Annotated in this window: 18 protein-coding genes; 7 read left to right on the top strand and 11 right to left on the bottom strand. The window is 59.7% G+C overall.

From position 1 onward, the window contains the following. Positions 1-17: 17 nt before the first annotated feature. The 4 genes from EOS_RS19730 to manD all read right to left on the bottom strand — a co-directional run bounded on the left by EOS_RS19730 (position 18) and on the right by manD (position 4,658). Positions 18-887 carry a GntR family transcriptional regulator gene (locus EOS_RS19730; RefSeq protein ID WP_047848401.1) on the bottom strand — a complete coding sequence of 290 codons (870 nt, stop codon included), beginning with the start codon at positions 885-887 and terminating at the stop codon, positions 18-20. 120 nt (positions 888-1,007) lie between these two features. Further along, positions 1,008-2,306: an MFS transporter gene (locus EOS_RS19735; protein WP_047848366.1), complete on the bottom strand. Its 1,299-nt coding sequence runs from the start codon at positions 2,304-2,306 to the stop codon at positions 1,008-1,010. 54 nt (positions 2,307-2,360) lie between these two features. After that, positions 2,361-3,398 carry an L-idonate 5-dehydrogenase gene (locus tag EOS_RS19740; protein WP_047848367.1) on the bottom strand — a complete coding sequence of 346 codons (1,038 nt, stop codon included), beginning with the start codon at positions 3,396-3,398 and terminating at the stop codon, positions 2,361-2,363. 51 nt (positions 3,399-3,449) lie between these two features. Further along, positions 3,450-4,658: a D-mannonate dehydratase ManD gene (gene manD / locus EOS_RS19745; protein ID WP_047848368.1), complete on the bottom strand. Its 1,209-nt coding sequence runs from the start codon at positions 4,656-4,658 to the stop codon at positions 3,450-3,452. Positions 4,659-4,753: 95 nt separating this feature from the next. Between manD and EOS_RS19750 the strand changes: the two genes are divergently transcribed. Beyond that, positions 4,754-6,238 (top strand): mannitol dehydrogenase family protein, encoded by a 1,485-nt coding sequence (locus EOS_RS19750; RefSeq protein WP_047848369.1) that lies wholly within the window; start codon positions 4,754-4,756, stop codon positions 6,236-6,238. Positions 6,239-6,260: 22 nt separating this feature from the next. Here EOS_RS19750 and EOS_RS19755 read toward each other — a convergent pair whose 3' ends face one another. After that, positions 6,261-7,190, bottom strand: a complete 930-nt coding sequence (locus EOS_RS19755; RefSeq protein ID WP_047848370.1) for a DMT family transporter — start codon at positions 7,188-7,190, stop codon at positions 6,261-6,263. Between the two features lie 122 nt (positions 7,191-7,312). On the opposite strand from EOS_RS19755, the gene EOS_RS19760 reads away from it, so the two are divergent. Beyond that, positions 7,313-8,236 carry a LysR family transcriptional regulator gene (locus EOS_RS19760; protein ID WP_047848371.1) on the top strand — a complete coding sequence of 308 codons (924 nt, stop codon included), beginning with the start codon at positions 7,313-7,315 and terminating at the stop codon, positions 8,234-8,236. Between the two features lie 49 nt (positions 8,237-8,285). Here EOS_RS19760 and EOS_RS19765 read toward each other — a convergent pair whose 3' ends face one another. Continuing rightward, positions 8,286-8,675, bottom strand: coding sequence for a DUF2917 domain-containing protein (locus tag EOS_RS19765; protein WP_087881972.1), 390 nt, complete (start codon positions 8,673-8,675; stop codon positions 8,286-8,288). Positions 8,676-9,162: 487 nt separating this feature from the next. Between EOS_RS19765 and EOS_RS19770 the strand changes: the two genes are divergently transcribed. The 3 genes from EOS_RS19770 (at position 9,163) to cuyB (ending at position 13,005) form a co-directional block, all read left to right on the top strand. Then, on the top strand, positions 9,163-10,065 hold the full coding sequence (locus EOS_RS19770) for a LysR substrate-binding domain-containing protein (RefSeq protein WP_047848373.1): 903 nt from the start codon (positions 9,163-9,165) through the stop codon (positions 10,063-10,065). Between the two features lie 193 nt (positions 10,066-10,258). Next, positions 10,259-11,536, top strand: a complete 1,278-nt coding sequence (locus tag EOS_RS19775; RefSeq protein ID WP_047848374.1) for a dicarboxylate/amino acid:cation symporter — start codon at positions 10,259-10,261, stop codon at positions 11,534-11,536. Continuing rightward, on the top strand, positions 11,533-13,005 hold the full coding sequence (gene cuyB, locus EOS_RS19780) for a cysteate racemase (protein ID WP_047848375.1): 1,473 nt from the start codon (positions 11,533-11,535) through the stop codon (positions 13,003-13,005). The genes EOS_RS19775 and cuyB overlap by 4 nt, the downstream gene beginning before the upstream one ends. Before the next feature lie 12 nt (positions 13,006-13,017). Here the strand turns inward: cuyB and EOS_RS19785 are convergent, their stop codons facing one another. After that, positions 13,018-13,857: a LysR family transcriptional regulator gene (locus EOS_RS19785; protein WP_047848376.1), complete on the bottom strand. Its 840-nt coding sequence runs from the start codon at positions 13,855-13,857 to the stop codon at positions 13,018-13,020. Between the two features lie 113 nt (positions 13,858-13,970). Between EOS_RS19785 and EOS_RS19790 the strand changes: the two genes are divergently transcribed. Both EOS_RS19790 and EOS_RS19795 read left to right on the top strand, forming a co-directional pair. Then, positions 13,971-14,684 carry a haloacid dehalogenase type II gene (locus EOS_RS19790; protein WP_047848377.1) on the top strand — a complete coding sequence of 238 codons (714 nt, stop codon included), beginning with the start codon at positions 13,971-13,973 and terminating at the stop codon, positions 14,682-14,684. Between the two features lie 18 nt (positions 14,685-14,702). Continuing rightward, on the top strand, positions 14,703-15,491 hold the full coding sequence (locus EOS_RS19795; protein ID WP_047848378.1) for an aldolase: 789 nt from the start codon (positions 14,703-14,705) through the stop codon (positions 15,489-15,491). Between the two features lie 5 nt (positions 15,492-15,496). On the opposite strand, the gene EOS_RS19800 is transcribed toward EOS_RS19795, so the two are convergent. The 4 genes from EOS_RS19800 to EOS_RS19815 form a co-directional block, all read right to left on the bottom strand. Continuing rightward, complete coding sequence (locus EOS_RS19800; RefSeq protein WP_047848379.1) at positions 15,497-16,000, bottom strand: HPP family protein; 504 nt, start codon at positions 15,998-16,000, stop codon at positions 15,497-15,499. Between the two features lie 65 nt (positions 16,001-16,065). Then, a complete protein-coding gene (locus EOS_RS19805) occupies positions 16,066-17,268 on the bottom strand; it encodes an NAD-dependent formate dehydrogenase (RefSeq protein WP_047848380.1) in 1,203 nt (400 codons plus the stop codon). 208 nt (positions 17,269-17,476) lie between these two features. Beyond that, positions 17,477-18,424, bottom strand: coding sequence for a LysR family transcriptional regulator (locus tag EOS_RS19810; protein ID WP_047848381.1), 948 nt, complete (start codon positions 18,422-18,424; stop codon positions 17,477-17,479). A gap of 35 nt (positions 18,425-18,459) precedes the next feature. Beyond that, positions 18,460-19,119, bottom strand: coding sequence for a M24 family metallopeptidase (locus EOS_RS19815; RefSeq protein WP_047848382.1), 660 nt, complete (start codon positions 19,117-19,119; stop codon positions 18,460-18,462). Between the last annotated feature and the right edge of the window lie 358 nt (positions 19,120-19,477).

Genomic DNA, 19,477 nt, shown 5'->3' on the forward strand with positions numbered 1-19,477 from the left:
ATGCGAGCGCTAACAAACTAGTTGGCAAGGTGGACGCGCTCGCCCTCGTCCGGCTCGAACCAATCCGGATTGCGCTCTGCAACCGGTCCCAGCGAGACCAGGATCTCGCGCAGATGTGCACGCATCGCTTCTTCTGCGCCATCGGCGTCATGCGCTTTCAACGCACTCACAATCCGCGCGTGCTGCTTGATAAGCAATTCAAGTGGCGAGACTTCCGGCAGGCTCAAATAGCGCACGCGATCCATCTGCGCCTTGATGTCCTGGATAGTGTCCCACGCAGCAACGCAGTCAATGGATTGCGCGATCAGGAAATGAAACCGCTCGTCGAGTGCGAGAAACGACGTGGTGTCGTTGACCTTGGCGGCTGTTTTTTGATCGCGTAGATTTTCAGCGAGGTCGGCAAGCTGCTCCGGCGTGATTTCAAGCGCCGCCTTACGGGCCACAGCAGCCTCGATCGCTTCCCGGATAAATCTGCCTTCCCGGACGCGTCGCGGTGAGATCTTCTTAACGAAGGTGCCTCTTTGGGGCAGCACCTGCAGTACACCTGATTCCACCAGCTTGATAAAAGCCTCGCGAACCGGCTGCCGCGAGACCTGAAACATTTCCGAAACCTCCGTTTCGGAAAGCGGCGTGCCCGGCACCAGCGCACCCGAAAAAATGGCTTCGCGCAATGCGCGAAAAATTTGCTTGCCGATCGGTTCGTGGGAATCAACACGCAACTGGCCGCGCAGATTGGGCAGCGCTACGCGCGGTTCAGTCGCGCGGCCGCGGCCGCGGGTGGATGCGGCCGGCGGCGCGGAAGATAACGCTATTGCATTGCCATTAACACCGTCTGACGAGGACGCGTCACGTCGCAACGGCGGCGGCAAGACGTTTTTCGTGACCATGACCCACACCTGAACGAAGAGTAAGGAGAGGACAAAGACAAAGCTCAACCTTCATCTTGTCATCTACCATACTACCACGCCGCAGCAGCGGATCCAGGCGTCCCCGGAACGCAAACGCGCCTACGACACAAGCGCGCGGCGGGCCTTGAGCTTGCCGCCTCGCGGCTCGCGAATCCAGATCATCGAGCATAGCGAGCCCAGCACCGCGACCGCACCCGCAAGCACAAACGCACTGCCATACGCACCATGGGTTGCTTGCACGATGAAGCCCGTCACCGCCGGCCCGATCACGCCAGCGAGGTTCGCGAGCAGATGCACAAAGCCGCCGACACCCCCTACATTCTCGCGTCGAACGGTGTCCTGGATCACGGCCCAATAGACCGCGCCGGTGACGTACAGGAAGAAGATCGACACTGACATCAGCGCGACCGCGCCCTCCATGCTGTCGACGCGTCCGGCAAATCCAACGCATACGGCGGCTACGCCGAGGCATACCGATAAGACTATCCGCCGTGCAAGCAATGGTTTGCCGGTGATGCGCAAGATCATGTCCGTGATAAAACCTCCTGCCGCAAGGCCGATGCTGCCGAGCACCCACGGAATCACCGTCGCGATACTCATGTCGTGCAACGACATATGGTGCGCTTCTGTCAGGTACGTGGGAAACCATGACAGGAAGAAAAACAGCACATAGTTGTAGGCGAAAAACGCGAACGCGGTTGCGAGAATGATCGGCTGCTTCAGGTAGTACCGCAGGCCCACTTTCTCGCCTTCGGGCGCGTGTTCCATCGACGAAGCCTGCTGCTGCCCCGCAACGATCAACGCAAGTTCCTCGGGTTTCACGCGTTTGTCCTGCTGCGGCTGTTCAGTCGTGGTCAACGTCCATACCACGAGCCACACCAGACCGAGCAGCATGATCGCGACGAACGCCCAGCGCCAGCCGAAGCGGATTGCCATGTAGCCCACCACAGGCCCCGCGAGCGCGCCGCCCAGTGGCGTACCGGAACTGATCACGCCAATCGCACTTGCCACCTCCCGCCGAGGAAACCAGTTGTTGACCATCTTGCTGTTTGACGAACTAAAAGGCCCCTCGCCCATGCCGAACAGAACCCGCAGGACGATCAACGAAACGAGGCTGCTTGCCAGCGCGGTCGCACCGCAGAATATCGACCAGATACCCATCGCTGCCCCGAACACCCTCTTCGCACCGATCTTGTCCGACAGCACCCCGCCGACAAAGTTGAACAGCGCATAGCCGATGAAAAAGCTGCTGAACACAATGCCCATTTGCGCATGCGAAAAATCGAGGTCCTTCTGGATCATGGGTGCGGCAATCGAGAGCGCAGCGCGATCGAGATAGTTGATCACGCCGGCGAGAAACAGCAAACCGACCACGAACCAGCGCTGGCTTCTGAACATGAATGTCTCCTGGACTACGCCTCTTAGTTACCGGGCGCTTGGATAATGTGTGATTCAGTCGAACTGCAAATGCACTTTCATCGACTGGTTGCGGTCATGTGCGACTTCGAACGCGCGATTCGCATCCTCAAGGGGGAAAACATGGGTCATCAACGGACTCAGATCGATTTTTCCCGTGGCAATTTCTTCGGCGGCGATGGCGTATTCATCGGTGAAACGGAACGAGCCCTGATAACGCAATTCCTTCGCCATCACGAGATTAGCTGCGACCGGCGACTGTCCCGCCGGCAGGTTGCCCACCTGGATCACAGCGCCGCCCGCGCGTGCCGCACGCAGTGCGGTATCGAGTCCGGCGGGGCTACCTGACGCCTCGATCACGACATCGAAGGTGCCGCGTGCCTGCGACCACGCTTCGACCTGCGCCTGATCGGTCGCGAGTACCGTCTGGTCCGCGCCGAGTGTTGCGGCCATCTGCAGCGCTTTCTCCGCAAGGTCGAGCGCGACGAGGCGATGCGCACCGGCGCGCCGCGCCACCGACAACAGAATGCAACCTATTGGCCCGCATCCGATCACCAGCACTTGTGCGCCGACCAGCGACCCTGCGTGCCGCAACGCATGCAATGCGACGGCGAGCGGCTCGGCCATCGAAGCCTGCGCAAAGTCCAAAGCGTCGGGCACGGGCACGCATTGCCGCGCGGCAACGGCGATGTACTGGCGGAACATGCCTTGCATGTGCGGGAACGTCGAAGCGCTGCCCATGAAGCGCATGTTCAGACAATGATTGGTCATGCCCTTGACGCAAAACCGGCACTCGCCGCAGTTCAGACCCGGGTTCACGGCAACGCGCTGGCCGACGCGCAAGCCGCTCACGCCCTCGCCAAGCGCAGCGACTTCACCCGCGACTTCGTGACCAAGCACGAACGGTTCCCGCACCGCGAAATCGCCGCTCTTGCCCTTGAAGTAATACGACAGATCCGACCCGCAGATACCTCCTGCACGCACGCGGATCTGGACCTGACCCGGCTGCGGTAGAGGCGCATCGACTTCGTCGATGCGCAGGAGTTTCGGTTCGTGAAGGACGGCTGCAAGCATGAGAGGCTCCTTGATTTCAAGCGTATGTTTATCGACAAGTCGAGGCGGTGCTCACCAGTTCCAGAGCGTGCCGTCTTCGAGTCGCGCAACCGGCAAGTAAGCCGGGTCGTAGGGATAGCGCGCCGCGAGTTCCTCGTCGATATCCACGCCATGACCGGGGGCCTCGCCCGGATGCATCGTTCCTCGCTCGAAGGTCCACGCATGCGGAAACACGTCGAGCGCTTCCTTCGGGAAACCCATGTATTCCTGCACGCCGAAGTTCGGCACCCACAGGTCGAAATGGAGCGCCGCGCCCATGCAAACCGGCGAAAGATCCGACGGCCCGTGACAGCCGGTGCGAACCTGATAGAGGGAAGCAAAGTCCGCTATGCGCTTCAGATGCGTGATGCCGCCAGCATGCGTGAGCGTGGCGCGGATGTAGTCGATCAACTGCTCTTCAATCAGTTGCTTGCAATCCCAGATGCTGTTGAACACCTCGCCCACCGCGATCGGTGTCACCGTGTGTTGGCGGATCAATCGAAAGCCGGCCTGATTTTCGGCGGGGGTCGGGTCTTCCATCCAGAACAGCCGGTAAGGCTCGACTGATTTGCCAAGGCGTGCAGCTTCTATCGGCGTGAGACGGTGATGGACGTCGTGCAGCAGATGGGTGTCGAAACCGAACTTGTCGCGCACGGCTTCGAAGAGCTTCGGCACGAAGTCGAGATATTTTTCCGACGACCACGTTTGCTCTTCCACCGCGCCTTTGGTCGCAGGCTCGTACAGGTCTGTGCCCTTGGATACTCCGTAAACCGAGCGCATATTGGGTACGCCGCACTGGATGCGGACAGCCTGATAACCCTGCTCGACATGCTCCCCGTAGCGGTCGAGCGCTTCGGGGATATCACGTCCGGTCGCGTGCCCGTAGACCATCACGCTCTCACGCGACGCACCGCCGAGCAGCTTGTACAACGGCAGGTTCGCAACCTTGCCGAGGATGTCCCACAACGCCACGTCCACCGCCGCGATGGCGGTCATGGTCACCGGTCCGCGGCGCCAATACGCGCCTTTGTATAAAAACTGCCAGATATCTTCGATCCGGCCCGGATCGCGGCCGATCAACAGCGGGCAGACATGGTCCCTGAGATAAGACGCAACTGCGAGTTCGCGGCCATTGAGCGTAGCGTCGCCAATTCCATATACGCCTTCATCCGTCACTACTTTCAGCGTGACGAAATTGCGTCCCGGACAGGTGACGATGACATCGGCACGGACGATTTTCATGGGGATTTCCTTGAGGTGCGATCGTTGGAATTGATGCTACCATACAAGTAGACGTCATCGTCAATCGCGGGTTTTCCCGCTCCAGGCTCTCCAAAATGAACGCTGAATCCATGCTTTGCCGCAAAACGCTTACGTCAATCGAGGGTCATGTGCTCGCGCCTGAGTGGCGCGAGCCGCGCATCGGCATCGTCCATCTGGGCATCGGCAATTTCCACCGGGCGCACGAAGCGGTTTATACGGAAGAGGCGATGCTTGCCGCCGGCGGTGACTGGGCGATCTGCGGTGTCACGCTGCAGGGCGATGTGACGAAACGCGATGCGTTGATGGCGCAGGACGGCCTGTATAGCGTTGTCGAACGCGGGCCGCAGGGGGTGAGGACGACCGTTGTGCGCGCGCTGCGTGAGGTGCTTGCGCTGCCGTATGATCGCGCGCGCCTGTTCGACCTGCTCGCCGCCCCGGACGTGCGGATAGTCTCATTGACGGTCACGGAGAAAGGCTATTGCCGCGATACGCAGACAGGCGATGTCGACCTCGATCATCCCGGCGTTGCACATGACCTGAAACATCCCGAGGAACCGGGCACGGTACCGGGCATCCTCGTCGCCGCATTACGAACGCGACGCGATGCCGGCATCGCGCCTTTCACCGTGCTCTCGTGTGACAACCTCTCGCACAACGGCGCAGCACTGCGCCAGGTGGTCTGCTCTTATGCACGCATGCTCGATGCGGCGCTCGCAACCTGGATCGAACATCAAGTCGCGTTCCCGTCGACGATGGTGGATCGCATTGTTCCCGCCACCACGGAGGCAGATCGCGATGCCGCGGCCGAAGCGCTTGGGCTGCGCGACGAGGTACCGGTCCCGTGCGAGCCGTTCCGGCAATGGGTGATCGAAGACCGCTTTCCCGCTGGACGGCCCGCGTGGGAGCGAGTGGGCGCGCAGCTGGTGGACGACGTGATGCCGTTCGAACTCGCCAAGCTGCGCATGCTGAACGGTACCCATTCGACACTCGCCTACCTGTCGATGCTGGCCGGTTTTGCAACCATCGACGAAGCGATTTCTTTCGCACCGCTGCACACGCTGATCCATTCAATGATGACGCACGAGATCGCGCCGACCTTGAGTGTTCCGCCGTCTTTCGACCTGATGGCATACCGCGACGCGTTGCTCGAACGTTATGCGAATCCGGCGCTGAAACATCGCTGCGCGCAAATCGCAATGGACGGCAGCCAGAAGATTCCGCCACGCCTTCTCGCGACAATTGCAACGCGCCTGGAGCGAGGTCAGCCGATTTCGCGACTGGCGCTTGGCGTTGGAGCGTGGTTCGTTTTCTTGCGCGGCCGCGCTGACGACGGCACACCGTTTTCGATCAGCGACCCGCTGGCCTCACGCCTGACCGCGCTTGCGACAAATGCAGGAAATGCGCCGGAGAGTCTTGTCGATGCACTGCTCGGTTGCCGCGATGTATTCAGTTCTGAACTCGCTTCGAACGAGGCGTGCCAGCGCGCACTGATTGAAGCGGTCACTCAGCTGAGCGGCGGCGCAAAAACGGCCATCGAAAACGCCGCTAAGTTCGGATGACCACGAAATATCTGCGGGTCCGTCAACGTGCTGCCTCTGAAGCACGCGGCACACCGACCGTTACCGCCTTGCGCCAGCGCACGGTCGCCAGCATCGACGCCACGACAATCAAACCACCGCCGACCCATGCCGTAAGGGATATTTTTTCACCCAGCCACAAGCAAGCGAACAAAGCACCGAACGCGGGTTCACTGCCCATCAGCAACGCAACGCGAGTTGGACTGCTGCGTTTGATCGCGTAGTTCTGCGCAAAGAACGCGAACAGCGTGCACGCAAAAACCAGATAAAACACGCTGGCCCAAAACGGCTCATGTCCGACGAACGACGGCACGTGTTGCCACTGGTGCGGTGCGAACAGGAGCGCCACAGCAACGCTGCCGAACGCCACCACACCCGACTGCACGGCCGTCACTGACAAAGGCGGCAACGCCGAGTCACGCATCACGCGCTTCGTTACGCATACGTTCAGCGCGCGCAGCAATGCTGCTAGCAAGATCAGTGCATCGCCGGGATTGAGGACAATCGCACCATCGCCGGCGAGCAGCCACGCACCCAGCAGCGAGAGCGCGACCGCCGCCCATTCAATACGGCCGGGCCTGCGCTTGAGCAGCATCCACTCGACTAGCGGCGTCAGCACCACGCACAGGCTAATCAGGAACGCGGCGTTAGCGGCGCGCGTGAGCAGCACGCCGAAGGTTTCGCTCAGGAAAATGCCGAACAGCAGCACACCCGCGATGAACACGCCGCGCAAGGTACGCGCATCGGCGTGACGCAGACTTCGCAACGCGGGCGACAACATGACGAACGTGATGCCGAATCGCAGCGCCAGCAGGCCGAGCACCGGATAGAACACGAGAGCGCTCTTGACGACTCCATAACTGGTTCCCCAGACGACCGCGACCACGAGCAGCATCAGATCGGACAGTAGTAACGGGCGGTCTTGCTTCGACATGTTTGGACCTCAGGAGACGAAGCCGTATTGTCGAGCGTTGCACTTGCGACGATAATCGGGTCGATGCGCAAAGCCTTTATGTCGCAGATGCATTAATCCTGCGCCCCACTCGCGACGGCCCGATGAATCCAACCGAACTCTTTGCATTACTGCCCGATATGGCCGTATTCGCCCGTGTCGTCGATGCCGGCAACTTCTCAGTGGCCGCGCGCCAGCTCGGCAGCACGCCATCAACAGTCAGCCGTCAGATCAAGCGGCTTGAGGAAGCGCTGGCAACGCGCCTGCTCGAACGCTCGACGCGTAAGGTGCGAGTGACGGAATCGGGTGAGCAGGTGGTCCGATACTGCCGCGACATAGTCACCGCTGCGTCGGGCGCCGTGGATGCAGCCGGTTCGCTGGTCGGCCGGCCGCAAGGTAAGGTCAGCGTGAGCGCGCCAACGGCCTTTGCAAAAACGGTAATTCATCCGCTCGTGCCGGGCTTTTTGCGCACTTACGAGGAGGTCGATCTCCAGTTGCTATACGCAGATCATGAAGTCGATCCGCTCGACAACGATCTCGATCTCGTGATCCGTTTGACGGAACGTCCACCGCCCGGTCTCGCGGGACGGCGGCTCGGTTCGGTGCGCTGGGTGCTGTGTGCATCGCCGGCTTATTTGCAGGCACGCGGCACGCCCATGCATCCGCGCGATCTCGCGCAGCACGATTGCCTCTACCTGGGCGAAACCGCCGACGACAACCGCTGGCGTTTTCGTCGCGGCACGGAAACGCAGACCGTCGAAGTGAGCGGGCGTTACATCGCGAATCATGCGGGCGCGCGGCTTGAAGCGGCGCAGCAGGATTTCGGCATCGCTAACCTGCCTGAATTCACCCCGGCCGGTGCATTGCAGAGCGGTGAACTCGTGCAAGTGCTCGCGGACTGGGATCTCGAAGCGCGGGCTTATGTGGGCTCGGTGTGGTTGCTCTATCCGCCAAACCGCTTCCTGCCGCCCAAGGTGCGGGCATTGATCGATTATCTGGTCGAGCATATCCACGACCGCGATCCTTAAGCGCCGTTCTTAAGACAGTGCGGCCGGAATAGAACCGGCCGCTAAGTCATTAGCGTGATCGCAATAGCGAAATATCGGCCAGACAATCTCTAAGCCGCTCGATCCACTTGAACAGGGGTCTGCGTGCAACCGCATAGGCACTGGTCAGCGAAATTTCCGCCACTACATTGGCGTCGGTGCTCAACCAGATTCGCTCGCCTCGCTTCAAACGAAGCACGTCGCCGGTTTGCAGCCAGTAGTCGTAGGGTGAAAAAATCCGGGTGACCCAGACCCGCGCCTTTCCCACGCGCAGCTCGGAATCCGCCAGCACGCGCCACGATACTGTTTGTCCCGGCAATAGAGCAAAACGAATGACCATCTCCGGCGACAGCTTGTGGGCTGACGCAGTGGTCTCGGGTGCCGCTCGAAAAACAAACTGCTCGCTTGATCCAACCATCATCTTCTCCGTCGATTAAGCCGAAAGACGGAGGAGGCACCCACAAACAAAAAAGGCCCAACCGTATTTCGGCAGGGCCTGGTGATTTGCGCATCGTTACTTGTTTCTAACGCAAACACGTCCCCGAAGAACCGCCCCAATGGGCGTTCACTCGGTTAATGACGACGATGGACGTGTGTTTTTGCATGTAGATGAGTTTCAGATATCGCTTAGAGCTTGTCAACAAATTTTCTCTAAGCGCTAACATCCAGGCAACAAGCAGGCAACAAGCGATGCCGTGCCTAAGTGCATTGAGCATGCTTAAGACTCCCTAGCCAATTTGCTTACGGCAGTAACTTGTATCGACCTCGCATACAATCATTGCGAGACGATCAACCCGCTTAAGCGTCTTGCCACTCCTTACACTCCGTACATCGCGCGCGAATAACAGGTAATGGCTCGCTTGACATGGACACACTCGCTTCTTTAAGAGAAGCAGAACGGGAGCGGTATGGAGATTAAATGGATCGAGGACTTCGTCGCTCTTGCGCAGTACCAAAGTTTCTCGCGCGCCGCTGAGGTCCGCAATGTCACGCAGTCCGGTTTCAGCCGGCGCATCCAGGCGCTCGAACAATGGGTCGGAGCGGACCTGATCGATCGCAGCAGCTATCCGCCCACACTGACGCCCGCAGGACGTTTCTTCAGGGAAGCCGCCGACGACATCCTCAACCGCCTGTTCGACACGCGCGCCATCATTCGCACGGAGCAGCGGATGCCCGGCACCGGGCTGCAGATTGCTGCGGGCCACACCATTGCGCTGAGTTTTCTTCCTGCCTGGCTGAACACGCTGACCGCGCAATTCCGCGATGTCAGGGCGCGGGTGATTCCCACCAACGTCCATGATTCCATCCTGATGCTGGTGAACGGCAACTGCGAACTGATGTTCGCTTATCACCACCCCGACCTGCCGCTGCATCTCGATCCCACGCGCTACGAGTACCTGACGGTAGGCATCGACACGTTCATGCCCGTCTGCAAGCCGAATCAAAAATCTGCCCCTTCGCTGCGCTTGCCCGGAACCGCCAGCCGCCCTTTGCCGCTCATCTCGTACACGGAAACCAGCTATTTTGGCCGCTGCCTGGCCTTGCTGCTTCGCCGCGCCAAGACGCAACCGGCACTGCGCCCGCACTACGAATCGGATATGGCGGAAGTGCTCAAGAAGATGGTGCTGGAGGGCGAAGGAATTGCGTGGCTGCCGAAAAGCTCGATACAAACCGAACTGAAAAATGGCGAGCTCGTGGCGGCCGGCGGCAAGGAATGGAATCTGGAAGTCGAGCTTCGCGTGTACCGCGACGCCTCGAACAAAAACGATTTCATTGAAACCCTGTGGCAATACCTGCGCTCCTCAGCCTGAAATTGTCCTAGCGTTTACCCTAGTTATGCGGCACTCGCATAACGGCATGCAAAACCCGCATCGCGGTTTTTTTGTCCACTTCTACTATCCGTGCAGCGACAGAAAAGGCCCATAGGCAAGGCGCTTTCCGTCAAACCGATCGCACGGTGGCCCCAGGCTCATCTTCGTGCGAGACACACCTGGAAGGATCAAAATGAAAAACCGGTTAACGCTCTATATCGTCGTCGGCATGGTGCTTGGCGTCGTGGTCGGCTACGTCTGTCACAAGACCGCCGCGGATTCAAATGCAGCAAAAGAGATGGCCGGCTACTTCTCGATCATCACCGACATCTTCCTGCGGCTCATCAAGATGATCATCGCACCGCTGGTATTCGCCACGCTGGTGTCCGGTCTCGCGGGAATGGACGGAACGAGCGACGTGCGCCGCATCGGCATTCGTTCGGTTGGCTGGTTCGTCTGCGCTTCGCTGATATCACTTGCGCTCGGCCTCTTCCTCGCCAACCTGTTGCAACCGGGTGCGGGCCTTCACATGGCCCAGACCAGTTCCGATGTAACAACGGGCCTGAATACCGCAGGGCTGAATTTCAAGGACTTCGTCACGCACGCATTTCCGACGAGTATTCTCGACGCCATGGCGCGCAACGACATCCTGCAGATCCTGGTGTTCTCCGTGCTGTTTGGCATTGTGCTGGGCGCAATCAAGGCAGACGCACGGGTGACGCCGCTCGTGCAAGCCATCGACGCGCTCGTCCCCGCCATGCTCAAGCTCACCGACTACGTCATGCGCCTTGCGCCCATCGGCGTATTCGGTGCGATCGCCTCGGCCGTCACCCTGCATGGTCTCGACGTGCTGATGACTTACGGCAAGCTGATCGGCAGCTTCTATGTGGGACTGGTGCTGTTGTGGGTCATTTTGATCGGTGCGGGTTATGCGTTCCTCGGCAAGCCCATCTGGTCGTTGCTCAAAGCGGTACGTGAGCCTGCCATGCTGGCGTTCTCGACGGCAAGCAGCGAAGCCGCGTATCCGCGCCTGACGGAAAAGCTCGAAGAATTCGGCGTGGACAAAAAGGTTGTCGGTTTTACGCTGCCGCTTGGATACGCCTTTAATCTCGACGGCTCGATGATGTACCAGGCATTTGCTGCCATCTTCATTGCACAGGCCTTTGGTATCGATATGCCGGTGGGCACGCAGATCCTGATGTTGCTCGTGCTGATGGTCAGCAGCAAAGGCATGGCCGGAGTCGCACGGGGCTCGGTCGTGGTCGTGGCAGCCGTTGCGCCGATGTTCCATTTGCCGCCGTCCGGCGTCGTGCTGATCCTTGCGATCGACCAGATACTGGACATGGGGCGAACGGCGACCAACGTGATCGGCAATAGCATTGCGACGGCCGTCATCGCAAAGTGGGAGACGGCTCGGGTCACGCAAACGGAAGCACGAAGCTTCGATCAGTTGCCGAGCGAAGCGAAATGATGCGTGACAACATGCAGGGGCGCCGCTCGTTTGGCGTCATTGGTGGGCTCGGCCCGCTCGCCAGCGCCGACGTATTTTTCAAGCTCGTCAAGTCGACGCCCGCGACCGGCGACGCCGATCACTTCGACGTCGTATTCGAGCAGCATCCGTTTCGCGGCGCCGGCGCCACCAGCGCGGCGACGATCGAACGCAAGCTGTACATATTCGATCTCATTCGTGCGTTCGAGAAACGCGGCATCGATACGGTCGTGCTGCCCTGCTTCCTGAGCCACACGTTCATGGACGAACTGAAGGCGAACTCGCCTTTGCAGATCGTGGACATGATCGAGGCATTGCGAAACCATGTACGGCGCAAGTTCCCTTCGGTTCGCCGCATCGGCGTGCTGGCATCGGACTACACGCGGCAGGACGGTCTCTTCGAGCGGTATTTTTCCGCACCTGAATTCGAAGTCGTCCATCCGCGAATCGATGGAACCACCGATCTCGTCACGCGCGCCGTGTACGGAGAAGACGGCATCAAGTCGGGCCATTTGCTGGGCCAGCCCGTCGCGCTGCTAAGAGGCGCTTGCGACGACCTCATTGCGCAGGGCGCGGAGGTCATCGTGCCGGGCATGACCGAGATCGCGCTCATTGCGGACGAGCTCGGCAAGCTGGGCGTACCGATGATCGACTCGAATCTGGCGTACGCCCAGTACGTCGTATCGGGGCAATACGAGTCGCCCGTCAAGCTCTTCAAGGTTGGCGTGGTAGGCGGTATCGGCCCGGCAGCGACCGTGGACTTCATGCAGAAGATCGTACGCAATACGCCGGCGAAGCGGGATCAGGACCACATCAAGCTAGTGGTCGAGCAGAACCCGCAGATCCCCGATCGCACCGACAATCTGATCGGCGATGGCCCGGACCCCACCATCTCCTTGTACGCCACATGCAAGAAACTCGAAACTGGCGACGCGGACATCATCGCGATCCCATGCAACACGGCGCATGCGTTTGTGCAGCGGATCCAGCCGTATCTCAACATCCCGATCGTCAACATGCTGACCGTGACGGTCCAGACGCTTCGCGATTCATTTCCTTCGCTTCGTGAAGTCGGGCTTCTGGCTACGTCGGGGACGGTGGCAAGTGGTGTTTATCGGGAAGCGCTTGAAGCGGAGGGGTTGCGGCAAATCGTGGCCAGTCCGATGTTGCAGGCCAGAGTGATGAATGCGATCTACGGCGAAAAAGGCGTGAAAGCGGGCTACACCACGGGTCAATGTCTGGACGACATTCACGCCGCGCTTCAAAGCTTAGCCGACGAAGGGGTCGAAGTCGTCATCCTCGGATGTACCGAGTTGCCACTGCTTCTGCCGCACGCTTTTTGGCTAAGCGCTAGCGGTCAAACGATCACGCTAGTCGATCCGACTGACATCCTGGCTAAACGCTGCGTTGGCTACGCCACGGCCGCGGCTCAACTGGAAGCCCAGCGCTAAGGCACTTCGCCGTTAAGCCTTTATCTCTGTACGCAGAAATTCGATCAACGCCTGCTGGACTGCATTGAGCACTCCGACCGAGCTCACCAGTGCAAGCTCGGTCGGCGGTAAGTCCGGCAAATCCGTGCATACGCGATGCTCAGGCAGCACGGCCGTTGTGGGTAACACCGACACCCCCAGCCCCGATGAAACCGCCGCCTGAATGCCGGTCAGGCTATGACTTCCGAACGCAACGCGCCAGCGCCGACGCGCTTTGTCGAGGCTACGAATGGCACGCTGCCTGTACACACAACCTTGCGGAAACAACGCAAGCGGGACCGGTTCGTCCGTCAACTCCACGCCCTCACCCTTGACCCACACCAGCGATTCGGGCCACGACGCGAGACAGTCCCCGCTACCCGGCTCGCGCTTGACCAGCGCAATCTCGACCTCGCCTGCCGCAAGCCTGCGCTGAAGATCGACACTCATGCCGCTTACCGTTTCAAGCCGCACGCCGGGTTGCGTCTTAACAAAACCCGAGAGCATGGCCGACATGCGCCGCGCGTCGAAATCCTCGGGTACGCCAATGCGTACCGGTTCGAGCGCCACGTCGCTGATCAGGGCATCCTCCGCCTCACGCGACAACGCCAGCAGCCGCCGCGCATAGTGCGCGAGCAACTCTCCATGCTCCGTGGCGCTCACGTGGTTGCCGGTCCGGTCCCGCAGCAGTAACGCGCGGCCAACCGTTCCTTCCAGCTTGCGAATCTGCTGGCTGACGGTCGATTGCGTCCGGTGTACACGTTCGCCGGCGCGCGTAAAACTGCCTTCATCGACCACGCAAACCAGGGTGTTCAACAACTCGAGATCTAGCATGAGCGGACCGCCGCGTTATTTGAATTTCGATTGGCCTATAGAGTTTAATTTAATTTCCAAATATCAAGCAATCCCTCTAGTCTGACGACATTCCCTAACTAAGCGAGCACATCATGGCTCTCGAAGCGCTTGAACACACCCTCCGACCCCAATGGCTCACGTTCGATTGCTACGGCACCTTGATCCAGTGGGACGAAGGATTGCAAGCTGCCGTACGCAAGATCCTGTCCGCCAAGGAAACACACTCGGTCGATCCCGCCCGGCTAATCAGCATCTATGATCGGCATGAACACGCGCTTGAGCAGACGCCGCCGCATCGCACGTTTCGCAGCGTGACAGCGGATGCATTACGTCTTGCACTGGACGAACTGGGATTGCAAAACAACGAGGACGACGCCCGCACGCTAACGGGCAGCATCTCCGCGATGCCGCCTTTTCCTGAAGTGGTCGGCGCTTTAAGGCAGCTTAAGGAAGCGGGTTATCGTTTGTGTATTGTGTCGAATACGGATGACGACATCATCGCCGGCAACGTCGCGCAGCTTGGCGGATTGATCGATCGAGTCATCACGGCGCAGCAGGCCGGGGCTTACAAACCATCGCGGAAATTGTTCGATTATGCTTTTGATAAGCTTGGCGTAACCAAGGACGAGGTCGTTCATATCTGCGCAAGTCCACACCTCGATCATGCAGCCGCGCGCGAGATCGGCTTTCGTTGCATGTGGATCGATCGCGGTACCGGCCGCACCGCGCTGCCAGGTTATACACCCGACGCAACGCTTGCAACGCTCGACCAGGTGCCTGTGCTTTTCAATCAATTCGGCTGGTAAATTTTCAAGGCAATCATCATGGCTCACTCGCTTTCAGTCGGCAGCTCCACTACGCCATCGCGTATCGTCCGGCTCGATTCCGACGCCGTCATGCAGGCGCGCATCGAGCTTGCCGCGTGCTTTCGGCTTGCGGCGCAACGGGGTTACGAGGAAGGGGTTTGCAATCATTTCTCGGCGATCGTGCCGGGTCACGACGATCTGTTTCTCGTCAATCCCTATGGCTACGCGTTTAGCGAGATCACTGCATCCCGCCTGCTCGTCTGCGACTTCGAGGGGCGCGTGATCGCCGGTGACGGCCAGCCGGAAGCCACGGCGTTTTATATTCATGCAAGGTTGCATCGGGCGAAACCGCGCGTGAAAGCGGCGTTCCACACGCATATGCCGAACGCGACGGCGCTCTGCCTGGTGGAAGGGCCGCCGCTGTTGTGGCTCGGGCAGACGGCGTTGAAGTTCTATGGCCGCACCGCTGTCGATGAAAATTACAACGGCTTGGCGCTGGATGAGTCGGAGGGCGATCGCATTGCCGAAGCCATGGGAGACGCCGACATCCTGTTCCTGAAGAACCACGGCGTGATGGTGGGAGGCGCGAGCATCGCGGAGGCTTGGGACGATCTCTATTATCTGGAACGTGCGGCGGAAGTCCAGCTCAAGGCCATGAGCAGCAACCGGCCGCTCAAGCCTGTGCCGCACGAAATAGCACAGCTCACTTATGAGCAAATGCGCTTAGGCGATGCACAAAGTGCCCGCGCGCATCTCGACAGCTCGATGCGAATATTACGCAGTCAAGGAATCGGGTTCGACGAGTAAGCGCGTCATGACCATCGCCCCGGCCATCGCCGGCCGCGCACGAGATTATTGAACAGCAACGCTATAACCAGCAGCGCGCACACGCCGCTCAGGACCGGGACAAAAAAGAATCCGATCGATGCATTGCCGCTTAGCATGATCACTAGCGGATCGGCACCCGCCGGAGGATGCACACAACGTGCAAGCTGCATCAAGGCAATGGCAAGCCCCACAGACAGCGCCATTTGCCATATCCCCGGTCCGGCGAGCCAATACACGGCCAACCCTACGGCCGTGGAAAGCAGATGTCCGAATACAAGATTGCGGGGCTGGGCGAATGCACTATCGGGTGCGCCGAATAGCAGGACGCTCGATGCACCGAATGGCGCGATCACCAAGGGGCTGCTTGTCACATGTCCTAGCAGGGAGATCGCACCAATCGCCAGGAAACCACCTAAGAAACCGAATGCCGCTTGTTTAAATGGCGCTAAAGGAACCGCGGGCGCCGCATGGGCGATCTGTTCGTTCATCTTGTTTTAAGCCCATGGAAATGCGCACGCTGACCATGAATAACCTGACCAGCGTGCCCACGGCGTTATGCCTTCTTGAAGCGAGCCGCCTCTTCCGAGCCCGACGTCGCATTGCCTGCGCTGTACGAGTGCGCACCCACACCGGCAAGACGTCCGCCATCGACGATCAGATACTCCTCACGAATCGGCTGCTTGGCGAACCAGCATTCGAGAATTTCACGCGTGCCAGCGGCGTAACGCGCCTGTGCCGAAAGCGTCGTGCCGGACGTGTGCGGCGTCATACCCTGATTCGGCATGGTCCGCCACGGGTGATCGCTCGGTGCAGGCTGCGGGAACCAGACGTCGCCTGCATAACCCGCCAGTTGGCCCGATTCCAGCGCACGCACGACAGCGTCGCGATCGACAATCTTTCCGCGCGCCGTGTTGATGATGTAAGCGCCGCGCTTCATCTTGCTGATCATCTTCTCGTCGAAGAGATGTTCCGTTTCCGGGTGCAACGGACAGTTGATGGTCACGATATCGCACACACGTGCCATGGATTCAGCAGTGGGATGCCAGGTTGCGCCAAGTTCGCGCTCGACCTGTTCCGGCAGACGATGCCGGTCCGTGTAGTGCAGCTTGACGTCGAAGGGTTTGAGCCGTCGCAGCACCGCCGCGCCGATGCGTCCGGCCGCCACGGTCCCAACGTTCATCCCTTCGAGATCGTATGCACGCGAGACGCAATCCGCGATATTCCAGCCACCCTTCTTGACCCATTCATGCGACGGCAAATAGTTCCGGACCTGGGACAGGATCATCATGACGACGTGCTCGGCCACGCTGATGCTATTGCAGAAGGTCACTTCGGCAACCGTGATGCCGCGATCGATCGCGGCCTGCAAATCGACGTGATCCGAGCCGATCCCAGCCGTGAGCGCGAGCTTGAGCTTCGGCGCCCGGGCGATGCGTTCAGCCGTCAGATAGGCGGGCCAGAACGGCTGGGAAATGACGATCTCGGCATCCTCCAGCTCGCGCTCGAACGTGGAGTTGGGGCCATCCTTGTCGGATGTAACGACCAGGGTGTGTCCCTGTGATTCGAGGAACTTGCGCAACCCCAGCTCGCCGGACACGCTGCCCAGCAACTCGCCCGGCTTGAAGTCGATTGCCTTGGGTGTCGGGGCGCTTTGTCCGTCGTGATACTTCGTGATGGCGGGAATGTCGTCCCGGGCGTACTTCTTGGGCATACCGTCGACAGGGTCGTCATATAAAACGCATAAAACCTTGGCCATGATCGTCTCGCTCCGCTCTGATTTGAATAACACCGGCCCTGAAGTCCAGGTGCCGCCTCGTCGATCGTGGGGCTGGCACGTCGACGAAGAGCAGTGTCTCCAAGTACTCGCAGAGGGTCCAATCGTTTGAATGGATCAGGTGATAAGCGCTTGTTATCACGGCGAGCAGCCGCTTGCAGAGGGCTGCTGGCGTTGCTCGCGTAGCGTCTTACACGGTCGCGGATCCCTGGGATGCGCGTGCGGCCTCGGGCAGCAACGCGTCGAATTCCCGCTGCAGATCGAGTTGCTCGGCAATTCGCCACATGGCGGCGACCAGCGGCGGCAGCGTATTGCGATTGCGTGCGATGAGACCGATGCCGCGTGTCAACTCCGGCAATAACAACGATGCACGCACGCCGCTGCCTGCAGGCAGGACGCTCAAAAGACTATGGGGAAACACGCTGAACAGACCGGCATGCTGCACGTGCGCGTAGAGGGACAGAAGCGAATCGGTCTCGAGAACCACGGTTGGCGGCACGTTCTCCCGTCGAAACGCCGCATTGATCACTTGCCGGTTCTGCATGGAGGCAGTCAACAGACCTAGCGGCAATCCGCCAACGTCGCTCCATTGAACGGTACCCGTGTTGAAACCGTCGCCGGCGCTGGAGGGCGACAAGAGCATGTAGCGTTCGAGATAAAGCGGCAACACGCTGAAGCCCGCTTGTACCTGATCGTCGAGATAGGTCAGGCCGACATCGAGTTCGTACTCGTCGAGTTGACGAAGGATCGCGTCAGAGCTGAGAGAACGAACCTCAAAATGCATATGCGGATGCTCTCGCATGCACGGCGCAAGCATGCGGGTGGTCACCGGCATGATGGTTGGTATAGCCCCAATCCGAAGCGTCCCGATGAGCCGGACTTGCGCGGCGGACGCGTCGTGCCGCATGTTTTGCAGCGATGCGAGTGTTTGCCTCGCCCAGCCCAGCACGCGCTCGCCATCTTCCGTGAAGCCTACAAAGCGCCGCGTCCGCTCGACAATGACCAGTCCTAGTTCGGCTTCAAGCGTACGAATAGCCGATGACAGCGCGGGCTGCGAAACGTGGCAGGCTTCCGCCGCCCGCGCGAAATGTTTTTCGCGGGCCAGCGTGACGAGATACTCGAGTTGACGAATGAACATCGCTTCCTTGGTTAGCTTTTCTGCCTCGGCAACAATCAGGCAAGCAGGTCCTCGTAGAACGAGCCGAACGGCCTTGTCGGATGAGCCAGTTGAATCTCCAGGATCCAGAGCCCGGCGTCCGGATGCGGCTCGAAATTCCCGAGATTGCCCGCCTTGAAGATGGCATGCGGAAAATCGCTCACGCGATGCCCTTTGATATCGAGATTGAGCTTCCAACCGAGCGCCGATGCACGTTCCGCCGCATAGTCATACAGTGCCTTGCCGCCGGCTCCCGTCGTTCGCCAATGATGTTCGACTTCGTCGAAAACAGTTTTTGCCGCGTCCGCGCACGCTTTCATCTCGGCGTCTGCGCCGACTACAAACGTCGCGCCCGCATCGCCTTCATGCCCCTGCCAGACAACGCCAAGATCGATAAAGAAAATGTCGTTTTCCTTCAGCCGCGGATCTTCCTCGGAACGCTGCTTGAACGTCCTCAAGGTGTTTTCTCCAAAACGGATCAGTATGGGATGCCAGATTCGCCCCATTTCCATCTCTCGAAGAACCCGCTGGCACTCCGCGACCGCTTCCGACTCGAGCATTCCGGGCTGAATCATGGCCGCGACCTCTTCAACGGCCTCCCACGTCTTGTCGCGTGCGTAGTGCATCGATTCGAGAACGAATTTTTCTCCGACTGCTTGTTGCGCGTTATTGCCCACTGAAGCTCTCCTGCTTCGTTATATCCATATAAATATATCGATGGTCGCGTGGAAAGTCTATTTTCACGGCTTTCCCGTTAGCCCCGGCGGCGTAATTGCTGCGTGCACCACTGCCGTATTCTACGCGGCAACGGCTTCCGCGGTATCTGCTCGGCTCCGTGTTCGCGGGCTTAGCTGTCCAACTCGCCTTCGCTAGCCGGAATTGATCGCGAAGGGGCAAAGGTGCGAGGAGCAATATACGGACTACTACATATATTGGCAGAACAACCAATGCCCGGAAAAACACAGCGCGCCTCCAGTTTGCAGCCATTCCGAAAGCGCCGTCGTAAGGCGAATCAACTCACGACCGCCAGCGCCG

It is taken from the genome of Caballeronia mineralivorans PML1(12), assembly GCF_001028175.1.
In the GTDB taxonomy this organism is placed as follows: Bacteria; Pseudomonadota; Gammaproteobacteria; order Burkholderiales; family Burkholderiaceae; genus Caballeronia; species Caballeronia mineralivorans.

Excerpts from the sequence above, each read along its gene's own strand:
- EOS_RS19730 (WP_047848401.1), bottom strand. The coding sequence starts at position 887 with ATGGTCACGAAAAACGTCTTGCCGCCGCCGTTGCGACGTGACGCGTCC.
- EOS_RS19735 (WP_047848366.1), bottom strand. The coding sequence starts at position 2,306 with ATGTTCAGAAGCCAGCGCTGGTTCGTGGTCGGTTTGCTGTTTCTCGCC.
- EOS_RS19740 (WP_047848367.1), bottom strand. The coding sequence starts at position 3,398 with ATGCTTGCAGCCGTCCTTCACGAACCGAAACTCCTGCGCATCGACGAA.
- manD (WP_047848368.1), bottom strand. The coding sequence starts at position 4,658 with ATGAAAATCGTCCGTGCCGATGTCATCGTCACCTGTCCGGGACGCAAT.
- EOS_RS19750 (WP_047848369.1), top strand. The coding sequence starts at position 4,754 with ATGAACGCTGAATCCATGCTTTGCCGCAAAACGCTTACGTCAATCGAG.
- EOS_RS19755 (WP_047848370.1), bottom strand. The coding sequence starts at position 7,190 with ATGTCGAAGCAAGACCGCCCGTTACTACTGTCCGATCTGATGCTGCTC.
- EOS_RS19760 (WP_047848371.1), top strand. The coding sequence starts at position 7,313 with ATGAATCCAACCGAACTCTTTGCATTACTGCCCGATATGGCCGTATTC.
- EOS_RS19765 (WP_087881972.1), bottom strand. The coding sequence starts at position 8,675 with ATGATGGTTGGATCAAGCGAGCAGTTTGTTTTTCGAGCGGCACCCGAG.
- EOS_RS19770 (WP_047848373.1), top strand. The coding sequence starts at position 9,163 with ATGGAGATTAAATGGATCGAGGACTTCGTCGCTCTTGCGCAGTACCAA.
- EOS_RS19775 (WP_047848374.1), top strand. The coding sequence starts at position 10,259 with ATGAAAAACCGGTTAACGCTCTATATCGTCGTCGGCATGGTGCTTGGC.
- cuyB (WP_047848375.1), top strand. The coding sequence starts at position 11,533 with ATGATGCGTGACAACATGCAGGGGCGCCGCTCGTTTGGCGTCATTGGT.
- EOS_RS19785 (WP_047848376.1), bottom strand. The coding sequence starts at position 13,857 with ATGCTAGATCTCGAGTTGTTGAACACCCTGGTTTGCGTGGTCGATGAA.
- EOS_RS19790 (WP_047848377.1), top strand. The coding sequence starts at position 13,971 with ATGGCTCTCGAAGCGCTTGAACACACCCTCCGACCCCAATGGCTCACG.
- EOS_RS19795 (WP_047848378.1), top strand. The coding sequence starts at position 14,703 with ATGGCTCACTCGCTTTCAGTCGGCAGCTCCACTACGCCATCGCGTATC.
- EOS_RS19800 (WP_047848379.1), bottom strand. The coding sequence starts at position 16,000 with ATGAACGAACAGATCGCCCATGCGGCGCCCGCGGTTCCTTTAGCGCCA.
- EOS_RS19805 (WP_047848380.1), bottom strand. The coding sequence starts at position 17,268 with ATGGCCAAGGTTTTATGCGTTTTATATGACGACCCTGTCGACGGTATG.
- EOS_RS19810 (WP_047848381.1), bottom strand. The coding sequence starts at position 18,424 with ATGTTCATTCGTCAACTCGAGTATCTCGTCACGCTGGCCCGCGAAAAA.